At 66.1% G+C, this 18315-nt stretch carries 14 protein-coding genes and 1 other RNA gene; 9 read left to right on the top strand and 6 right to left on the bottom strand.

Features of this window, described 5'->3' with window-relative positions:
- Positions 1–18: 18 nt before the first annotated feature.
- Entirely contained in the window at positions 19–615 is a 597-nt protein-coding gene (locus AC3A4T_RS12095; RefSeq protein ID WP_487675616.1) for a short chain dehydrogenase, read from the bottom strand.
- A gap of 101 nt (positions 616–716) precedes the next feature.
- Here AC3A4T_RS12095 and AC3A4T_RS12090 point away from each other — a divergent pair, with 101 nt between their 5' ends.
- Positions 717–1619, top strand: coding sequence for a LysR family transcriptional regulator (locus tag AC3A4T_RS12090; RefSeq protein ID WP_487675615.1), 903 nt, complete (start codon positions 717–719; stop codon positions 1617–1619).
- Between the two features lie 183 nt (positions 1620–1802).
- Here the strand turns inward: AC3A4T_RS12090 and AC3A4T_RS12085 are convergent, their stop codons facing one another.
- Positions 1803–3137, bottom strand: a complete 1335-nt coding sequence (locus AC3A4T_RS12085) for an aminopeptidase P N-terminal domain-containing protein (protein WP_487675614.1) — start codon at positions 3135–3137, stop codon at positions 1803–1805.
- Between the two features lies 1 nt (position 3138).
- Positions 3139–3693 (bottom strand): UPF0149 family protein, encoded by a 555-nt coding sequence (locus AC3A4T_RS12080; protein WP_487675613.1) that lies wholly within the window; start codon positions 3691–3693, stop codon positions 3139–3141.
- A gap of 237 nt (positions 3694–3930) precedes the next feature.
- On the opposite strand from AC3A4T_RS12080, the gene AC3A4T_RS12075 reads away from it, so the two are divergent.
- The 8 genes from AC3A4T_RS12075 to AC3A4T_RS12040 all read left to right on the top strand — a co-directional run bounded on the left by AC3A4T_RS12075 (position 3931) and on the right by AC3A4T_RS12040 (position 13790).
- The gene (locus AC3A4T_RS12075) at positions 3931–8529 is read left to right on the top strand and encodes an EAL domain-containing protein (RefSeq protein WP_487675612.1); all 4599 of its coding nucleotides are present in this window, start codon (positions 3931–3933) and stop codon (positions 8527–8529) included.
- Positions 8530–8793: 264 nt separating this feature from the next.
- Complete coding sequence (locus AC3A4T_RS12070; protein WP_036108784.1) at positions 8794–9015, top strand: TIGR02449 family protein; 222 nt, start codon at positions 8794–8796, stop codon at positions 9013–9015.
- A gap of 39 nt (positions 9016–9054) precedes the next feature.
- Positions 9055–9354 carry a cell division protein ZapA gene (locus AC3A4T_RS12065; protein WP_036108786.1) on the top strand — a complete coding sequence of 100 codons (300 nt, stop codon included), beginning with the start codon at positions 9055–9057 and terminating at the stop codon, positions 9352–9354.
- 488 nt (positions 9355–9842) lie between these two features.
- Positions 9843–10028, top strand: a non-coding RNA gene (ssrS, locus tag AC3A4T_RS12060) — 6S RNA.
- 240 nt (positions 10029–10268) lie between these two features.
- Positions 10269–10862, top strand: a complete 594-nt coding sequence (locus AC3A4T_RS12055) for a 5-formyltetrahydrofolate cyclo-ligase (protein ID WP_487675611.1) — start codon at positions 10269–10271, stop codon at positions 10860–10862.
- Between the two features lie 29 nt (positions 10863–10891).
- Positions 10892–11362, top strand: coding sequence for an EVE domain-containing protein (locus AC3A4T_RS12050; RefSeq protein WP_487675610.1), 471 nt, complete (start codon positions 10892–10894; stop codon positions 11360–11362).
- A 121-nt stretch (positions 11363–11483) separates the two neighbouring features.
- Positions 11484–12146 carry a ribose-5-phosphate isomerase RpiA gene (gene rpiA / locus AC3A4T_RS12045; RefSeq protein ID WP_487675609.1) on the top strand — a complete coding sequence of 221 codons (663 nt, stop codon included), beginning with the start codon at positions 11484–11486 and terminating at the stop codon, positions 12144–12146.
- Between the two features lie 156 nt (positions 12147–12302).
- Complete coding sequence (locus AC3A4T_RS12040; RefSeq protein WP_487675608.1) at positions 12303–13790, top strand: DNA polymerase Y family protein; 1488 nt, start codon at positions 12303–12305, stop codon at positions 13788–13790.
- Between the two features lie 172 nt (positions 13791–13962).
- Here the strand turns inward: AC3A4T_RS12040 and AC3A4T_RS12035 are convergent, their stop codons facing one another.
- The 3 genes from AC3A4T_RS12035 to AC3A4T_RS12025 form a co-directional block, all read right to left on the bottom strand.
- The gene (locus AC3A4T_RS12035; RefSeq protein WP_487675948.1) at positions 13963–15795 is read right to left on the bottom strand and encodes an ABC transporter ATP-binding protein; all 1833 of its coding nucleotides are present in this window, start codon (positions 15793–15795) and stop codon (positions 13963–13965) included.
- A gap of 477 nt (positions 15796–16272) precedes the next feature.
- Positions 16273–16404, bottom strand: a complete 132-nt coding sequence (locus AC3A4T_RS12030; RefSeq protein ID WP_487675607.1) for a hypothetical protein — start codon at positions 16402–16404, stop codon at positions 16273–16275.
- Between the two features lie 124 nt (positions 16405–16528).
- On the bottom strand, positions 16529–17752 hold the full coding sequence (locus AC3A4T_RS12025; protein WP_487675606.1) for a right-handed parallel beta-helix repeat-containing protein: 1224 nt from the start codon (positions 17750–17752) through the stop codon (positions 16529–16531).
- Between the last annotated feature and the right edge of the window lie 563 nt (positions 17753–18315).

Here is an 18315-nt window from a genome sequence, read left to right as displayed (position 1 = left end):
TCGGCGCGCCGCACACCATCACCAGACTTTGAACACCAGTCCGCTCTGGATGCCTTCGACGCTGCGCTGATAGCCCAATGCCGCGCGCGCCGCGGTAACCGGTTCGAAGCCCGGGAAGAACGGGCCGTAATCCGCCCACGATTCGCTCAGCACGTTCGGGCTGACCGCATTGATGCGCAGCCCGCGCTTGAGTTCGAACGCGGCGCCCTGGACGAAGCCCTCGATCGCGCGATTGACCGCGCTGGCGTTGGCGCCGGCCTTGATCGGTTCTTCCGAAACGATGCCGGTGGTCAAGGTGATCGAGCCGCCGTCGTTGAGATGATGCTGGCCGAGCAAGGCCAACCGCACCTGCCCGAGCAGCTTGTCGTTGAGGCCGATCGCGAAGTCCGACGGCTTCATCGATTCCAGCGGGCCGAAATGCAGCACGCCGGCCGCCGACACGATCGCGTCGAGCTTGCCGGTGCGCGCGAACAGGGCCTCGACGCTGGCGTCGTCGGTGATGTCGACCGGGTAGTCGGCGCTGCTGCGGCCGGCGGCGAGGATCTCATGATGCTTGAGGGTGTCGGCGATGGCGCGGCCGAGGGTGCCGCTGGCGCCGACGAGCAGGATCTTCATGACAGGCATTCCGGATGGGGAGACAGGACGCCAGTCTGCGCGCCATGGCGTCGACGGTGAATGCGCTAGGATTTCGCGCTCCCCTAACCGGCGGTTAGCCCATGGACAAGCTGCGCAGCATGGCCGTGTTCGTGGCGGTGGCCGAGACCGGCAGTTTCGCCGCCGCGGCCCAGGCCGAAAACCTGTCGGCAGTGATGGTCGGCAAGCACATCAAGCAACTGGAACAGCACCTGGGCGCGCGCCTGCTTCAGCGGGACACGCGCAAGCAACACCTGACCGAAGTCGGCGCCGCGTTTGTCGACGATTGCCGGCGCATCCTCGATCAGGTCCGCCACGCCGAATCGGTCGCCGAGCGCATGCGCGACGACGACCGGCCGCGCGGGCGTTTGCGAGTGACCGCGCCGTTCACGCTGGGCGGCAGCGCGGTGGCGGACGTGGTGGCCGAATTCCTGCAGCGCCATGCCGAGGTCTCGGTCGATCTGGTGCTGTCCGACCGCATGTCCGACGTGATCGCCGAAGCCTTCGATGCGGCGATCCGGATCGGCCCGCTCGCCGATTCCGATCATCTGGTGGCGCGGCCGCTGCGACCCTACCGCATGATCGTCGCCGCCTCGCCCGAGTACCTGCGCACGCGCGGCACCCCGACCGATCCGCGCGAACTGGTCGATCACAGCTGCCTGAGTCATCTGCTGTGGAATCGCGACGCCGGCTGGCGTTTCGATTCGCTCTCGGCCGAGCCGCTGCGCGTGAGCGGACGCTTCGCATCCAACCATGGCGAAGCCTTGCGGCGCGCGGCGCTGGCCGGTTGCGGCATCGTGCTGCAACCCGAAGTGCTGCTGGCGCAGGACATCGCCGCGGGCCGTCTGGTCGCGCTGTTCGAACACGAGTTGCCCCCGCCGCGGCCGGTGCATCTGCTGTATCCGCGCGATCGGCAACCGTTGCCCAAGCTCAGCCGGTTTGTGGAGTTGGTGTTGGAGCGGATGGGGCCGGAGAGTGGGGGCTAAAACGTTGAGTAGGCCAGCGACGCGAGTGGCCTTGAATCAGATGCAGAGTTGGGTTTTTACTTAGGCCTTTCGTGCATTCGCACCGCTGCGCCTTTGACGCAAGTCATCGGCCCAGCATCTGCAGTCACCACACCCTCGCAACGAAGGGTTCCTCCCTTTGCAAAAGGGGGGGAAGCAAAGGCCTCAAGCCGCCCGCCGCTGCCCCATCAACGCTTCGATCTCATCCGCGCTGCGCGCCAGCTTGTCGGTCAACACCTCGCAACCGTCCTTGCCGATCACCACATCGTCCTCGGTGCGAATACCGATGCCGCGCCATTTCGGTTCGACCGTAGTGTCGTCGCTGGACACGTACAGCCCCGGTTCGATGGTGAACACCATGCCCGGTTCGAGCAGTCGCGATTCGCCGTCGATGCGGTATTCGCCGACGTCGTGAACGTCCAGGCCGAGCCAGTGCCCGGTCTTGTGCCGATAGAACCGGCGGTAGCTGCCGTCGGCGAGGTTGCGTTCGAGCTTGCCCTTGAGCAGGCCCAACCGCAGCAAACCTTCGGTCAGGGTTTCCACCGCGGCCAGATGCCCGGCTTCGTACGGCAGCCCCGGCCGCGCCTGCGCCAAGGCCGCGGCCTGGGCGGCGCCGACCAGATCGTGCAGCGCGCGCTGCGCCGGGCTGAAACGGCCGTTGACCGGGAAGGTGCGGGTGATGTCGGCGGCGTAGCCGCGGTATTCGGCGCCGGCGTCGATCAGGACCAGATCGCCGTCGCGCGAGGCGGCGTTGTTGGCGCGGTAATGCAGCACGCAGGCATTGCTGCCGGCGCCGACGATGCTGCCGTAGGCGGGCTCGGCATCGAAACGGCGGAATACCGCCTCGACCTCGGCCTGCAGTTCGTACTCGCGCATGCCCGGCCGCGCCGCGCGCATCGCCGCTTCGTGGGCGAGCACGCTGATGTCGGCGGCGCGCTGCATGAAGCGCAGTTCGTCGCGGTCCTTGAACAAGCGCAGTTCGTCGAGCAGATGGCCGAGCACCAGGAACTCGTGCGGCGGCTGCGCGCCCTGGCGGACCATCTCGCGCACCCGGTTGACCCAGCCGATCAGCTTGAGATCGAAGTCGGTGTCGCGGCCGAAGTGGTAGTACACCCGAGTACGGCCTTCGAGCAGGCCCGGCAGGATGTCGTCCAGATCGGTGATCGGATACGCATCGTCCAAGCCGAACGCATCGACCGCGCTTTCCGGTCCGTAACGCGGACCGTCCCAAGCCTCGCGCTCGGCGTCGCGCTCGCGGCAGAACAGCAGGGTCTCGCCATGCTTGCGGCCCGGCACCAGCACCAGCACCGAGTCGGGCTCGGGGAAACCGGTCAGGTAACTCAGGTCCGAGTCCTGGCGGAACGGGTAATGGGTGTCGCGGCTGCGGATCAGCTCGTGCGCCGAGGGCACGATCACGATCGCGTCGCCGCCGGCCATGTCCATCAGCTGCTTGCGCCGGCGCGCGTAGGCCTTGGCCGGCATGGTCAGCGCGGTGTGCATGTCAGTTCAGCCGCTGCCTGTGCTGCGCCGCCATCGCCACGTCGCCGTGCAGCAACAGGGCGACGATGCGGACGAATTCCTCGATTTCGGTGAAGGCCTCTTCGTCCTCCTCGTCGCCATCGTCCTGCGGCGCGGCCGCGGCCAGGCGGGCGAGATCGCCGAGCGCCTCGCTGCTTTCCTCCGACAGGTTCGGCGCGGCGCCCGCGGCCAGGCCGAAGCCGCCGAGGAAGCCGCGGCACCAGTCGAACAGGGCGCCGCTGCGCTCGCTCAGCGAGGCGTCGGCGTCGGGCAGCAGCAGGTCGAAGCCGAAGCTGCGATCGGCCAGTTGCGCGGCGCTGGTCAGGCGCAGGCGATCCAGCGCGCCGTCGGCGGCCGGGGTCGCGATGCCGGAATCGGCGAGCACGCGCGCCGGCCAGTCGCTGACCGACGCGCCGCCACCGGCGAGCCAGCCGCACAACGCACCGTGCAATTCGGAAGGCGAAGCACCGAGCGAGAGGCTGCGGCTCTCGGCATCGACATCGGACAACAAGGGCAATTCGGTCGCGGCCACAGGCATGGGATCGAGGGGGATGGGGCAGTTTAGCAATGCGCGGCGCATTGCGGCCTGTGCGGGAAGTCCGCCCTGCGGACATCCGTGGCGTTCGCGGCGGCGGCGATGCGGCACACCGCAAGCGCGCCGCGACGGCGAAACCCGCTCGCCCCCTCGACGTGCCGGAAAAGATAGCTTCAGAGCTTGTTGCTGCCACGACCGCTTGCCTACACTGCGGCTCTTGTGCCTTGCGCCACGGTGTCCGTGCGTTCCTTATCCCCCGCCGCCCTGCTGACCGCCGGTCTCACCGCTTTGCTGCTGTGGGCGACGGCGTGGCCGCAGCGTTCCGAGGCGGCGACACGCGACTTCTATTTCTCGCGCCTGGGCAGCGAACAAGGGCTCAGCCAGAACTCGGTCACCGCCTTCACCCAGGACGTGCACGGCTTCGTCTGGGTCGGCACCCAGGGCGGCCTGCACCGTTACGACGGCCAGCGCTACCTGCCGTATCGCCACGATCCGCGCGACCCCGCCAGCCTGCCCGACAGCTACGTCACCGCGCTCGCGCTCGACGGCCAGCGCGCGTTGTGGATCGGCACCCATTCCGAGTACCTGGCGCGCCTGGACCTGGCCAGCGGCAGCATCCATCGCTACGGCGCGCCCGATTCGCAGGCCGGGCGTCAAGTCGTCGCGCTGATGCCGTGGCGCGAATCGCTGTTGATCGGCACCCTCGCCGGCCTGGAACGGCTGGACCCGCAGACCGGCACGCGCGAACTGCTGCTGGCGCTGCCCGGCAACGCCAGCCGGCAGTCGCCGTGGCAGGCGCTGACCCAGGCCCGCGACGGCAGCGCCTGGCTGGCCAGCGCCGCCGGCCTGCATCGCATTTTGCCCAGCGGCAAGGTCGAACGGATCGGCGCGGCGATCGCCCTGCGCAGCGTGATGATCGACCGCCGCGGCCGGCTCTGGGCCGGCGGCGCCGATGGTCTGTACCGGCTCGACGGCCGCACCGGCATCCTGGTCAAGGTCGAAGACGAGGCCCTGTCGGCGCTGCGCGACGCGCGCGCGATCGTGGAAGCGCCGGACCGGCGGATCTGGATTTCCGGTTACGGCAACGGCCTGTACCGGCACGATCCCGACAGCGGCCACACCCAGCGCGTGCACGCGCAATCCGGGGTCGAGGCGACCTTGCCGGAAGACACCATCAACGCCCTGATGGTCGATCACGGCGGCCTGCTGTGGGCCGGCGGCCAGTTCCGCGGCGCCGCCGTCGCCGATCCGCGCGGCACCCGTTTCAGCTATGTGCTCGACCTGGACGACGACCACGGCCGCGGCGCGGCCTCCGACGCCAGCGTGCGCAGCCTGGCCCAGGACGACAGCGGCGCGATCTGGATCGGCACCGACAGCGCGCGCCTGCGCCGCTACGACCTGTCCGGCGATCGGTTCCAGGACCTGACCGGCCTGTTGCCGGCGGCGGCGCGGCAAGGCCCGATCGGCGCGATCGCGCGCGAACCCGACGTCGCCGCCGCGCCCGGCACCACCGCCGCCGAAGCCCGCTCCCCGCACAAACCCACGCCCGGCCGCCTGTGGCTGGCGACCCGCGCCGGTCTGTTGCGGCTGGAACCGGGCATCCAGCGGGTCGAGACCATCGACCTGCGCGGCTACCGCGACGCCGCCTTACGCACCCTGCGATTCGCCCGCGACGGCAGCCTGTGGCTCGGCGGCGAAGACATCGGCGCGCTGCACTACCTGCCCGACTCCGGGGCGCTGGTGCGTTACGCCTACCGCGAAGGCGATCCCAAGGGTCTGAGCCATCCGCGCGTCAACGCGATCCTGGAAGACCGCAAGGGCCGGATCTGGCTCGGCACCGGCGACGGCCTGGACCTGCTCGATCCGGACACCGGCTACCTGCGCCATTACCGCCATGTCACCGATCAGGCCGACAGCCTGCCGGGCAATCTGGTGCTGGCCCTGCATCAGGCCGCCGACGGCACGATCTGGGTCGGCACCCAGGCAGGCCTGAGCCGGGTGATCGAATTCGGCGACGGCCGCATCCGTTTCGAACACCCGCTCGCCCAGGTGCTGGGCGACCATCCGGTACCGGTGGTGTTCACCATCGCCGAGCGTCCGGCCGGGCGGCTGTGGCTGGGCACCGACGCCGGCATCCTGCGCTTCGATTCGGGCGCCTCGCTGGTGCGCCGCTACGGCTTGGCCGACGGTCTGCAGGACCTGGAATTCAATTCCGGCGCGGTCGCCACCCTGGCCGACGGCCGGCTCGCGTTCGGCGGCGTGCGCGGGCTGAACCTGTTCGATCCCACCCGCATCGCCGATTCGCGCTACACCCCGCCGGTGCGCCTGCTCGGCGCCTGGATCGGCTCGGACACCAGCGCCGGCGCCAGCGCGCTGTGGCAGTCGGCCAAGCTCGAGGTGCCCGACGGCGCCGGCATCCTGCGCCTGCGCATCGGCGCGCTGGATTTCGGCCCCAACAGCGGCATCCGTTATCGCTACCGCATGGACGGGTTCGACCGCGACTGGATCGACAACGGCCCGCGCCAGGACATCACCTACACCCGCCTGCCGCCCGGCCGCTACCTGTTCCGCGCCCAGTCGACCAACCGCGACGGGGTGTGGAACACCCAGGAACTGCGCATCCCGGTCAGCGTCGATCCGCCGCTGTGGCGGCATCCGCTGGCGATCGCCGCCGCGGCCCTGGCCGCGCTGGGCCTGCTGCTGAGTTTCGGCTGGCGCTGGCACGTCGCCCGCCAGCGCGAGCGCGGCTATTTCACCCAGATCCGCGAACGCGAAGAACGCCTGAAACTGGCGTTGTGGGCCTCGGGCGAACAATTCTGGGACTACGACCTGCAACGGCGCGAACTGCACCGCATGCGCGTCGACGATCACAACCCGCAGTCGCCCGACATCGGTGTGCAGGCCGACATCGCCGACGATCACGAGATCCATCCCGACGACCTGTCGCGGGTCACCGAACTGCTGCGCAAGCACCTCAAGGGCGACGCCGCGCTGTTCCTGTCCGAGCACCGCATGCGCACGCCCAAGGGCGAGTGGGGCTGGGTGCGCGCCCGCGGCCGGGTGGTCGAGCGCGACGCCGAAGGTCATCCGGTGCGCGTGGCCGGCACCGGCCGCGACGTCACCGCGATCCGCAGCGCCGAACGCGAACGGCGCATTTCCAGCGAAGTGCTGCGCTCGATGGCCGAAGCGGTCGCGGTGTTCGACCGCGACTTCGTGTTCGTCTCGATCAACCCGGCGTTCTCGCGCATGACCGGTTACCCCGAGAACGAAGTCATCGGCCAGACCACCGGCCTGCTCGACAGCCGCCAGCACGACCCGGAGTTCTATTCCGACATGCGCGCCGAACTGCAGCGCAGCGGCCGCTGGTCCGGCGAGATCTGGCAGCAGCGCAAGGACGGCAACGAATTCCTGTGCTGGCTGCAGGCCTCGATCGTGCTCGACAGCAGCGGCCAGCGCGGCCACTACGTCGCGGTGCTGACCGACATCACCGATCAGAAACGCGCCGAACAGGAACTGCGTTACCTCGCCAACTACGACACCCTGACCAGCCTGCCCAACCGCACGCTGCTGTCGGAGCGCTTGTCGCGGGCGATCGTGCGCGCGCGCCGCCATGGCCATCGCATCGCGTTGCTGTTCCTCGATCTTGACCGGTTCAAGGACATCAACGACTCGCTCGGCCACGCCGCCGGCGACCGCATCCTGCGCGCCGCCGCGGTGCGCCTGCAGGAAACCGTCGGCGCCGAGCACACCGTCGCCCGCCTGGGCGGCGACGAATTCACCGTGGTGCTGGAAAACCTCGACACGCCCGAACAGGCCGAGGATGTCGCGCGGCGCCTGATCAAGGCGTTCGAAGCGCCGCTGGATTTCGACGAACGCCACGACGTGGCGATCTCGCCGTCGATCGGCATCAGCGTCTACCCCGACCACGCCCAGGTGCCGACCGACCTGCTCAAGCACGCCGACACCGCGATGTATCAGGCCAAGGCCGCCGGCCGGCGCACCTTCATGCGCTACACCGAGGCGATGGACGTGGAGATCCGCCAGCGCGCGACCATCTCCGCCGCGCTGCGCAAGGTGCTCGATCGCGGCGAACTGCGCCTGGTCTATCAGCCGCGCCTGTCACTGCCGGAAGCGCGCATCAACGGCGTGGAAGCGCTGCTGCGCTGGAACAGCCCGGAGCACGGCAACATCCCGCCGTCGGAATTCATCCCGCTGGCCGAGGAAAGCGGGCTGATCCTGGAAATCGGCGAATGGGCGATGCGCGAGGCCTGCAACCGCCTGCGCCATTGGCGCCAGCAGGGGCTCGATCAGCTCTCGGTGTCGGTCAACGTGTCGGCGATCCAGTTGCTGCGCGGCGACCTGCCCAAGATGGTCGCCCGCGCGCTCAGCGAAAGCGGCATCCCGCCGTGGCGGCTGGAACTGGAGCTGACCGAGAGCGTGGTCATGTCCAACGCCGCGCACACCTCCAACACCATGCAGGCGCTGCGCGAACTCGGCGTGGCGCTGGCGGTCGACGATTTCGGCACCGGTTATTCCTCGCTGGCCTATCTCAAGCGCCTGCCGATCAACACGCTCAAGATCGACAAGGAATTCATCAGCGACCTGACCCGCGACCCCGACGACGAAGCGATCACCAGCACCGTGATCACCATGGCCCATTCGCTGGGTCTGAACGTGGTCGCCGAGGGCGTGGAACTGGAAGAGCAGATGGAATTCCTGCGCGCGCACGGCTGCGACGAAATCCAGGGCTACTGGCTGGCCCGCCCGCTCGAGGCCGACGTCTGCCTGAAGTTCATCCAGGAATGGCAGCCGCCGGAGAGCCTGCGTCCGGCGGTTTGAGGCCGGGGAATGGGGAATGGGGAATGGGGAATGGGGAATGGGGAATGGGGAATCGGGAATCGGGAATCGGGAATCGGGAATCGGGAATCGGGAATTGTCTCGCCGTGCGGTCCGATGTCCCGCCTGTAGGAGCGGCGTAAGCCGCGACCGCGTCCTTTGCGATCACCGCGCCAGCCTGATGGCGAGTCTTCAAATACCGCAACCGCGCCACCCACCCCACACCCCACCTTGACCGCCCCCGCCCCGGCCTGCCATCGTGCCGGGATGGAACGCGCCGAACTTCTCGCCGAATTGCAGTCGCTGCTTGCCCGCGTCGACGAGCTCGGCGACCGCGTGCGCAAACTCAGCGACGAGAACCGCAGCCTGCGCCAACAGCAGGAACAACTGGTCGGCGAACGCTCGGCCCTGCTGGCCAAGAACGAGCAGGCGCGCACCCGCGTCGAGGCCATGATCGCGCGACTCAAGTCGCTGGAGCAGCACACGTGATCCCCCTTTCGATGAACCCGTTCGGATGAGCCTGAGCGCATGACCAGCGAAGCCGTCAGCATCAGCCTGCTCGACCGCGAATACACCGTCGGCTGCGAGCCCAACGAGCGCGACGACCTGCTCGCCGCCGCGCGCATGCTCGACAGCAAGATGCGCGAAATCCGCGGCAGCAACCGCATGGCCGCGCTCGACCGCGTCGCCGTGCTGGCCGCGCTCAATTTCGCCCACGAACTGCAGCAACTGCGCGGCGACGGCAACAGCCGCGACCGCGAACTCTCGCGCACCCTCGACGAATTGCACCGCAAGCTCGACAGCCTGTTCGACGCCGCGATTCGCTGAACGCACGCGGTCATCCGCCGACGCGCCTACGGCGCATCGGCGCATCGCCGATTTCTGACCGCAGACCGTTGACCGCAGACTGTTGACCACGGACTGCAGACTGCAGACTGCAGACCAAGTTTGCGGCCGCGCCCGCAACGATCGGCCCGACAACCCCCGCCACTCCCAGACCATCATCCCCGCGAAGGCGGGGATCCAGGGCTCCATCGCGACGAATCCGCCAGTTCCCCGCACGCAAACCGCGCATCGCCGAGAACCATCATCAAGCCGCAACGACATCGCCACACCTCGGCGTACACGGCACCGCGCAACCAACACACACACCCGCGCATGCCACCGCATCGTCCCCCTCGTTGCGACTGCGCGCGACCGCGATCACGCAAGTCCCCGTTCATGCCGATCCGCGCAACACAAGCGCATGAACCGCAACGCTGCATCGCCGACGAGCGGACTGACCTGCGCGAACGCAGGCGCTATACTCCCGCCCACGTCCTCTGCTGTGCGCGACGGCCTGCCAAACATTCGCCTTGTCCCTTAATAACGACACCGGGGACGCAACCGGAATCCGGAGTGCAAGTCCGCCTCGTAGCGGGAAGCCCGAAGATCCCCAAGCGTTCCCACTTGAACCCAGGGTTCAAGGTCGTTTCGCAGGCATCGTCATTGGCGGAGGACTACTTTTCCCGAAACGGGCGCGAGATCACCGCAGGTGAACTCGCGCCCGTTTCCTTATGCCCGCGCGACAGGCCCGCGCGCTCCGTCGACGTCGACCACGCACGGATCCCGGTAAAATCGGCGCAGGCCGCTCTCACCAGCCAAAACGTCGACGCAGAACACCGGCGCCGAACGGCGGCACGCATCGCCGACCCAGCTCAGCCAAACCCGGCCCTCCCCGATCCGCCTCTCAGGACCCGCCCATGACCGACGATCGCAAGACGCTGCGCCGCGAACTGCGCGCCCGCCGCCGCAATCTCGGCGCGCCCGCGCGGATCGCCGGCGCCGAGGCCATCGCCGCGCGCCTGCTGGCGCTGCCGTTCGCGCCGAGCGAGGGCTACGTGGCCGGTTACTGGGCGATGGACGGCGAAATCGCCTTGCACGCCTGGCAATTGCGCCTGCCCAAGAACTGCATCTACTGCCTGCCGGTGCTGCACGAAGACCAGCGGCTGCGATTCGCGCCGTGGCGTCCGGGCGATGCGCTGGTGCCCAATAAATTCGGTATTCCAGAGCCTGCATTGGCTGAGACATCGCTGCTTCTGCCCGAGCAGCTGAGCCTGATCGTGCTGCCGTTGGTTGGCTTCGACCCCCGCGGCCACCGGCTCGGCATGGGCGGCGGCTGGTACGATCGCAGCTTCGCATTCCGCCAGCAGCGCGCCGCGCCGCCGTGGCTGGTCGGCGCCGGGTTCGAGACCCAGCGCGTCGATCGCCTCGACGCCGCCGACTGGGACGTCGCCCTGGACGCGGTCTGCACCGAGGCCGACACCCTGGACTGCCGCTCCGCCGTCTTCGCCTGATCCCTCTCCACGTCCACACAGAGCCCCGCATGACCGCACGCCGCCGCTACTGGCTGATGAAGTCCGAACCGGACACCTTCTCCATCGACGACCTGCAGCGCGTCGGCGTCGAGCCGTGGAACGGCGTGCGCAACTACCAGGCGCGCAACTACATGCGCGACGGCATGAAGACCGGCGACGGCGTTCTGTTCTATCACTCCAACACCGCCGTGCCCGGCATCGTCGGCATCGCCAGGATTTCCAGCGAAGCCTATCCCGACCCGACCCAGTTCGATCCCAAGTCCGACTACCACGACCCCAAGAGCAGCCGAGAAGAACCGCGCTGGCTGCTGGTCGACGTCGCCTTCGAACGCAAACTCAAGCGCACGATTTCGCTCGACGAGATCAAGGCGCGCGCCGAACAGCTCGGCGAAGACTTCGCCCTGACCCGCCGCGGCAACCGCCTGTCGGTGCTGCCGGTGTCGGCGGCGCAGTGGAAGTTGTTGTTGGCGATGGAGTAGTAGAGCCGGGATTCGGGATTGGAGATTCGGGATTCGCGAAAGCGCGTCCTCGCCCTTCTCACCCAATCCCGCGCTGGCTGCTTTCGCTCTTTCTAATCCCGAATCACGAATCCCAAATCCCATGTCTGAAGCCAAACGCCTGGCCGGCGAAAAAGCCATCGACTACATCGAAGACGGCATGATCGTCGGTGTCGGTACCGGTTCCACCGTCGCGTTCTTCATCGAGGCCCTGGGCCGGGTGAAGCATCGCATCAAGGGCGCGGTGTCCAGCTCCGAACAGAGCAGCGCGCGCCTGCAGGCGCTCGGCATCGAAGTGCTGGATCTCAACGCCACCGGCCCGCTGTCGTTGTACGTGGACGGTGCCGACGAATGCGATCCGCACAAGCGCCTGATCAAGGGCGGCGGCGCCGCGCTGACCCGCGAGAAGATCATCGCCGAGGCCAGCGCCAAGTTCGTATGCATCGTCGATCCGGCCAAGCGCGTCGACGTGCTCGGCAAGTTCCCGTTGCCGGTGGAAGTCGTGCCGATGGCGCGCAGCCTGGTCGCGCGCGAAATTCTCGGCATGACCCGCGGCCAGCCGGTCTGGCGCCAGGACGCCAACGGCGTCGGCGTGGTCACCGACAATGGCAATTACATCCTCGACATCCACAACCTCGCCATCGTCGACCCGGTGACGATGGAATCGGCGATCAACCAGATCCCCGGCGTGGTCAGCGTCGGCCTGTTCGCGCGCCGCCCGGCCGACATCGTGATCGTCGGCGGCGAACCGCCGATCGTGCTGTAAGCGACTGACGCAACAAGCGATCTCAGTCGACGCGACGATCCGCCGGCAGGCTCGGCGGATCGGTTCCAGGCTCAGCACCGGGCTCTGTTCAGGCGCCGATTCACCCGCCCGCGCTCGCGCGGCGCGATACTGAGTCCCCATGCGTGGCCCGCCGCCGTGACCCTGCGCTGCCTGTTCGTCGACTTCAACTCCTACTTCGCCTCGGTCGAGCAATTCGATCACAAGGAGTTGCGCGGCCGGCCGGTCGGCGTGGTGCCGGTGATGGCGGCGACCACCTGCTGCATCGCCGCGAGCCCCGAGGCCAAGCGCGTCGGCGTCAAGACCGGCACGCCGGTGCACGAAGCGCTGGAGCGCTGCCCCGACATCATGATCGTGCAGGCGCGCCCGGCGCGTTACGTCGAACTGCACCACCGGCTGATCGCCGCGATCGAAGACTGCATCCCGATCGACGGCAAGCCGCTCTCTATCGACGAAGTCGCCTGCCGTCTGATCGGCCGCGAACGCCAGCGCGATCAGGCCATCGCGATCGCGCACAAGATCAAGCAGACCCTGATCGATCGCGAGCTCAGCCCGATCCTGTGTTCGATCGGCATCGCGCCCAACACCTTCCTGGCCAAGACCGCGTCCGACATCCAGAAAGTCGACGGCCTGACCGTGATCGAACTTTCCGACCTGCCGCATGCGCTGCATGGCCTGCAATTGCACGACTTGTGCGGGATCGGCCCGTCGATGCTGCAACGATTGATCGACGCCGGCATCGATACGGTCGCGAAACTGACCGCCGCGCCGCGCGAGCATCTGCGCGCGATCTGGGGCGGCATCGAAGGCGAGCGTTTCTGGGCGCAATTGCGCGGCATCGAGCCGCCGTCGCGACAGCGCAAGACCGTCGCCTCGGTCGGCCATTCGCACGTGCTCGACCCGCAGATGCGCAGCGCGCAAGGCATGCGTTCGGTGATGTTCAAACTGCTCGCCAAGGCCGCGATGCGGCTGCGCGGTGAGCATTGCCAGGCGCGCGGCATGAGCCTGCACATCCGTTTCGTCGGCAAGGAGCAACGCTTCAGCCGCGACCTGTCGTTCGCGCCGCTCGACGACACCCCGACCTTGTTGCAACTGATGGCCGACGCGATCGAACCCTTGATGCGCGCCGCCGATGGGCGCTGGAACGTGCAACGCTACCCGCCGTTGTCGGTGGCCGTGTCGCTGACCGATCTGCAACCGAGCACCGCCGACACCGCGTCGCTGTTTCCCGATCGCCATCGCAATCAGGCCTTGACCCGCGTGCTCGACCAGGTCAATCAACGCTACGGCCACAACCGCCTGTACTTCGGCACCATGCAGCACGCGCTGGAGCAAGGCGCCGCGCCGATGCGCATTCCGTTCCAGCACATTCCCGATCAAGCCACCGAAGCCGACGTCGGCGACCCCACGCACGCCGACCCGAGCATGGACGAGCTGTGGCTGCAGCGCGAACGCCAGTTCAAGGCGATGGCGGAAACCGCGCATCGTCAGGCGCGCGAACGCAACACGCCGAAACCCAAGCCGGCGACTGCGTCGCATCAACCTTCCGGCGTAGGCGGCTGGGTGCGCAAACGCCGCGACCAAGGCGAACCCGGCGGCCGCGGCACTACCGGCTCATTGTTCTAGATCAACGGCGCGAGCCACGTTCGCCCCCTGTAGGAGCGGCGTGAGCCGCGACCGCGAACCCAGACCAACGACGTAACCCGGCCATCGCCACTTCGTCACGACCGCAATCGCACAACTCGCCAAGAAAAACGGGCGAGGCCGAAGCCCCGCCCGTCTTTCTCAACACCAACGCTTACGCATCCACCGCCACGAATCCCCCGGTCTGCCGCCTCCACAACCGCGCATACAACCCATCGCGCGCAATCAGTTGCTCATGCGTCCCGGTCTCGATGATGTGACCGCGATCCATCACCACCAATCGATCCATCCGAGCGATGGTCGACAAGCGGTGCGCGATCGCGATGACCGTCTTGCCGGCCATCAGCGTCTCCAGACTTTCCTGGATCGCCGCCTCGGCTTCCGAATCCAGCGCCGAGGTCGCCTCATCCAGGATCAGAATCGGCGCATTCTTCAACAGCACCCGCGCGATCGCGATGCGCTGACGCTGACCGCCCGACAACTTGACCCCGCGTTCGCCGACCAGCGCGTCATAGCCCACCCGCCCCTCGCCATCGACCAGACGCGGAATGAACTCCTCCGCGCGCGCCTTGCGCACGGCCTCGAACATCTCCGCATCACTGGCGTCCGGCCGACCGTACAGCAGGTTGTCGCGGATCGAGCGGTGCAACAGCGAGGTGTCCTGCGTGACCACGCCGATCTGCGAACGCAGGCTTTCCTGAGTCACGCCGGCGATGTCCTGCCCGTCGACCAGAATGCGTCCGCCTTCCAGATCGTACAGCCGCAGCAGAATGTTCATCAGCGTCGACTTGCCCGCGCCCGACGGCCCGACCAGGCCGATCTTCTCGCCCGGTTTCACTTCCAGATCCAGATCCGCGATCAGGCCGCTGTCCTGGCCGTAATGGAAATGCACGTTCTCGAAACGCACGCCACCGTGCTCGACCTGCAACGGCTGCGCGTCGACGCGATCGGTCACGGTCAACGGCCGCGAAATCGTCTCGATGCCGTCCTGCACCGTGCCGATGTCCTCGAAGATGCCGTTCACCGTCCACATGATCCAACCCGACATGTTGTGGATGCGGATCACCAGACCGGTCGCCAATGCGATCGCGCCGACCGTGATCGCGCCGCGATGCCACAGCCACAGCGACAGGCCGCAGGTGCCGGCGATCAACAAGCCGTTGAGCACGCTGATGCTCACACCCATCAACGTGGTCATGCGGGTCATGTCGCGCGAACGTTGGGTCTGTTCGACCATCGCCTCGGCCACGTATTCCTGTTCGCGCCGCGAGTGCGCGAACAGTTTCAGCGTGGTGATGTTGCTGTAACCGTCGACGATCCGCCCCATCAGTTTCGAACGCGCATCCGATGCCCGCCACGAACGTTCTTTCACCCGCGGCACGAAGTAACGCATCAAACCGATGAACAACACGATCCACACCAGCAACGGCACCACCAGCCAGGCGTCGGCCTGGGCGAACAGATAGACCGCCGACGCCGAGTACACGATCACGTACCAGATCGCGTCGAACGCCTGGGTCGTGGATTCGCGCAACGACGGACCGGTCTGCATGATCCGGTTCGCGACCCGGCCGGCGAAATCGTTCTGGAAAAAGCTCAGGCTCTGCTTGAGCATGTAGCGATGCGTCTGCCAGCGCACCAGATTGGTCATGCTGGGATGCACGGCCTGATTGAGCAGCAGGTCGTGCAATCCCAGGCAGATCGGACGCGCGATCAGCATTACCGCCGCCATCCACAGCAGTTCGCCACCGTGCTGGGCGAACAGCGACTCGGCCGGCGTGGTGTTGACCAGATCCACGACCTTGCCCAGGTAGTCGAACATCACCACCTCGACGATGGCGACGAAGAACCCGACCACGGTCAGGACCACGAACACCGGCCACGCCTGGCGGATGAAATGCCAATAGAACGCCGCCACCGAACGCGGCGGCATGGTGTCCGGCGCGGGCCGGAACGGGTCGATCAACGATTCGAACCAACGAAAAATCATCATGGCGATCAGCCTTGTTTGAACTTGGAAACTCCCGCGACGCGCGTCATCCGCCCGCGCCGGCAAGGCGCATGCGATGACGCACGAGAGCGAACGGGCGCACAGTGCGCCGGATCAACGAATCGGGAGAGAGAGGCGGCGGGCGAGCGCGCGCAATCCAGGGCCATGACAGACCCCAGGCACGAACGACCTGCCTGACACGGCCCGGGCATCGCCCTGGACCGCGGAATCGGACTTAGTGCTGAACCTTGCCGATGGTGGTGAACTTCATCTGGACCTCTCCTTGCGATCTCGGATCGGTCGGCCCGGGATCAATCGCCGGGCCGCGCGGGTCGCGATGCACGACCAGGGACGAGTGTAACCGCGCCACGCGTTCGTTGCATCCGCCTAAAGTCGGTGCGGCGTCGCGATATTGCGCATCACGGGCGCTACGGCATACGCCGAAGCGCCCGCTCTCCGTTTCGAACCACGCGCTTACAGATCGCGATGCAGCCACTGACCGCCGCTATAGAACAACTCATGCAGCATATTGTCGCCGCCGCGATAGGCGATGCGGGTCACCCCATTCGCATCGACGAACCCCATCGGATCGGCATTCGCTGTCAACTAGTGATGCTCCCTAAGGCGCTACGCGGGCCTCTTAGCTCGCTGGGTTTACCGAAAATCCGTCATCCTCGGAAAACGAGAAGCCGGCTGATTTTCAGGCGATTTCTTGCTTTCCAGCCGCACCTCAGCGAATGAGATTACTGGCGATGTTTAATGCAGTGCCGCCTGACGACACCGCTGCGGCGTTGCTTACGAAGTTGTTTCCCACAATCGTCACCATCGACGGATTCTCATAGAGGTTGATGGCCAAACCCTTCATATAGGTCACCATATTTCCGGTGAATACGATGTTCCCGCTGGTGGAGCGCAGATACATTCCCTGCTGTCCGCCTGAGATCGTATTGCCGGTAATAACAATGCCTTGCCCACTGATCTCGATCGCGGTCCTGCCTTCAGTGGCATAGAACTGGTTGTCACTGAGCGTTCCGCCACCCGCGTTTTCGTCGATTCGCAATGCGGTGTCCTGCAGGCTCGAGAACCAGTTATCGTTGATCTGGAAATTGGACAGACGATTGATCTGCAGGCCGAGGGAACCGCCACCGTCGAAGTCGTTTTCCTGGATCTTCACCGACGGGATAGTCCAACTGGGAGTTCCGTTGAGACTAGCGATGATGTTGCGCTGGCGCAGGCAGATATTCCGGCGAAAGAATATTCCCTCGACGAAACCGTTTGCCGATAGCGCGGAAGCGCCGTAATCGAAGCGGTTGTCATAGATCGTCGCATCCACCTGACGATCGGCGCCCGGCCCGGAACCGCTCAGCGTGACGTGATTGTTCCGGCATTTCTCCGATACGACGTTGTGGATGTCGATCTGGTAGCCGCGCTCGATCACCATGACGTCGTGGATCTTGTCGTCTCCGTAGAAATAGCAATCCTTGATCGTCACGATGCTGCACAGTCGCGAACGGATCATCGCGCCGGAATAGCAAACCTGGGTTTTGCCCATCAGGAAGCCAGCGATCTGAATCCGGTGATGCGCCACGGTTCCATCGCCCAGCACGATCGCATCGCTTTCGGCGCCATGGAGAAGTGTGGCGTTATCGCCGCTCAACCACAGATGGCTGCGCGAAATGCGCAAGGTTCCATTGAAGCGATAAGTGCCGCTTGGAAAGCGGATGTCTATGGAACGCCCAGGACGCGAGTCGATCGCGGCCTGGATGTACGACGTGAGATCAACAGTATTGGATTCGTCGAAGATAGAGGCGTGCAGTTCCGGCGGGATGAAGTCCAGTACCGAAATCCGTTCCGTGGTGGCCTGCTGAGCTGCATCGGCGGCGGTAGCGAATCCCGCGACCGCGGTTGCAGAGGCTACTGCCAGCGGAGCTGCGATGAACTGACGTCTTTTCATTAGCTGTCCTTGTAGTATTCGTTGACGATGTGGAATGGTTCAGATCGCTTAATCAGGATGCCTGTTTGTGCTTTCATCTGACCTCGCTGCGGCAGCGTTGCAAAAAACACGGCGATCCAAAGCGTGGCGCAACGAAAATGCGTCGCACAGCTGATTGAGCACCGTTTGGATTCTGCCATCGAGCTGTCGCATTGATTGCATCGTTAAGGATCACATCTAAAACAGCTTCAGGTCCTGCACGGAATATGTGACATGACAGGTTTCAGAAATTGGGGTACGGCACAACGAGGCCAAATTGCAGTCGATAGACCCATGCGGGATCGGCGTGCTCCTGGATTTCCTTCGGTCACAAGCCGCGACCGCGCCACCGCACATACGGCGCGAGCGCATGGCGGGGTGGCATTGATTATCAGCCCAGGCGCACCGATCGATTATCAGCGGATTAACCCGTGGTCGAACCAAGGGCCTGGCGTGACTTTATTCCGGGCAAAGAAAAACGCCGCAACCAGAAGGTTGCGGCGTTTTAGGGTAAAGCCCCTGGCGATGACCTACTCTTGCATGGC

The sequence above is a fragment of the Lysobacter sp. Soil_N_51 genome, assembly GCF_057655755.1.
This window is presented reverse-complemented; position numbering and strand designations above follow the sequence as displayed.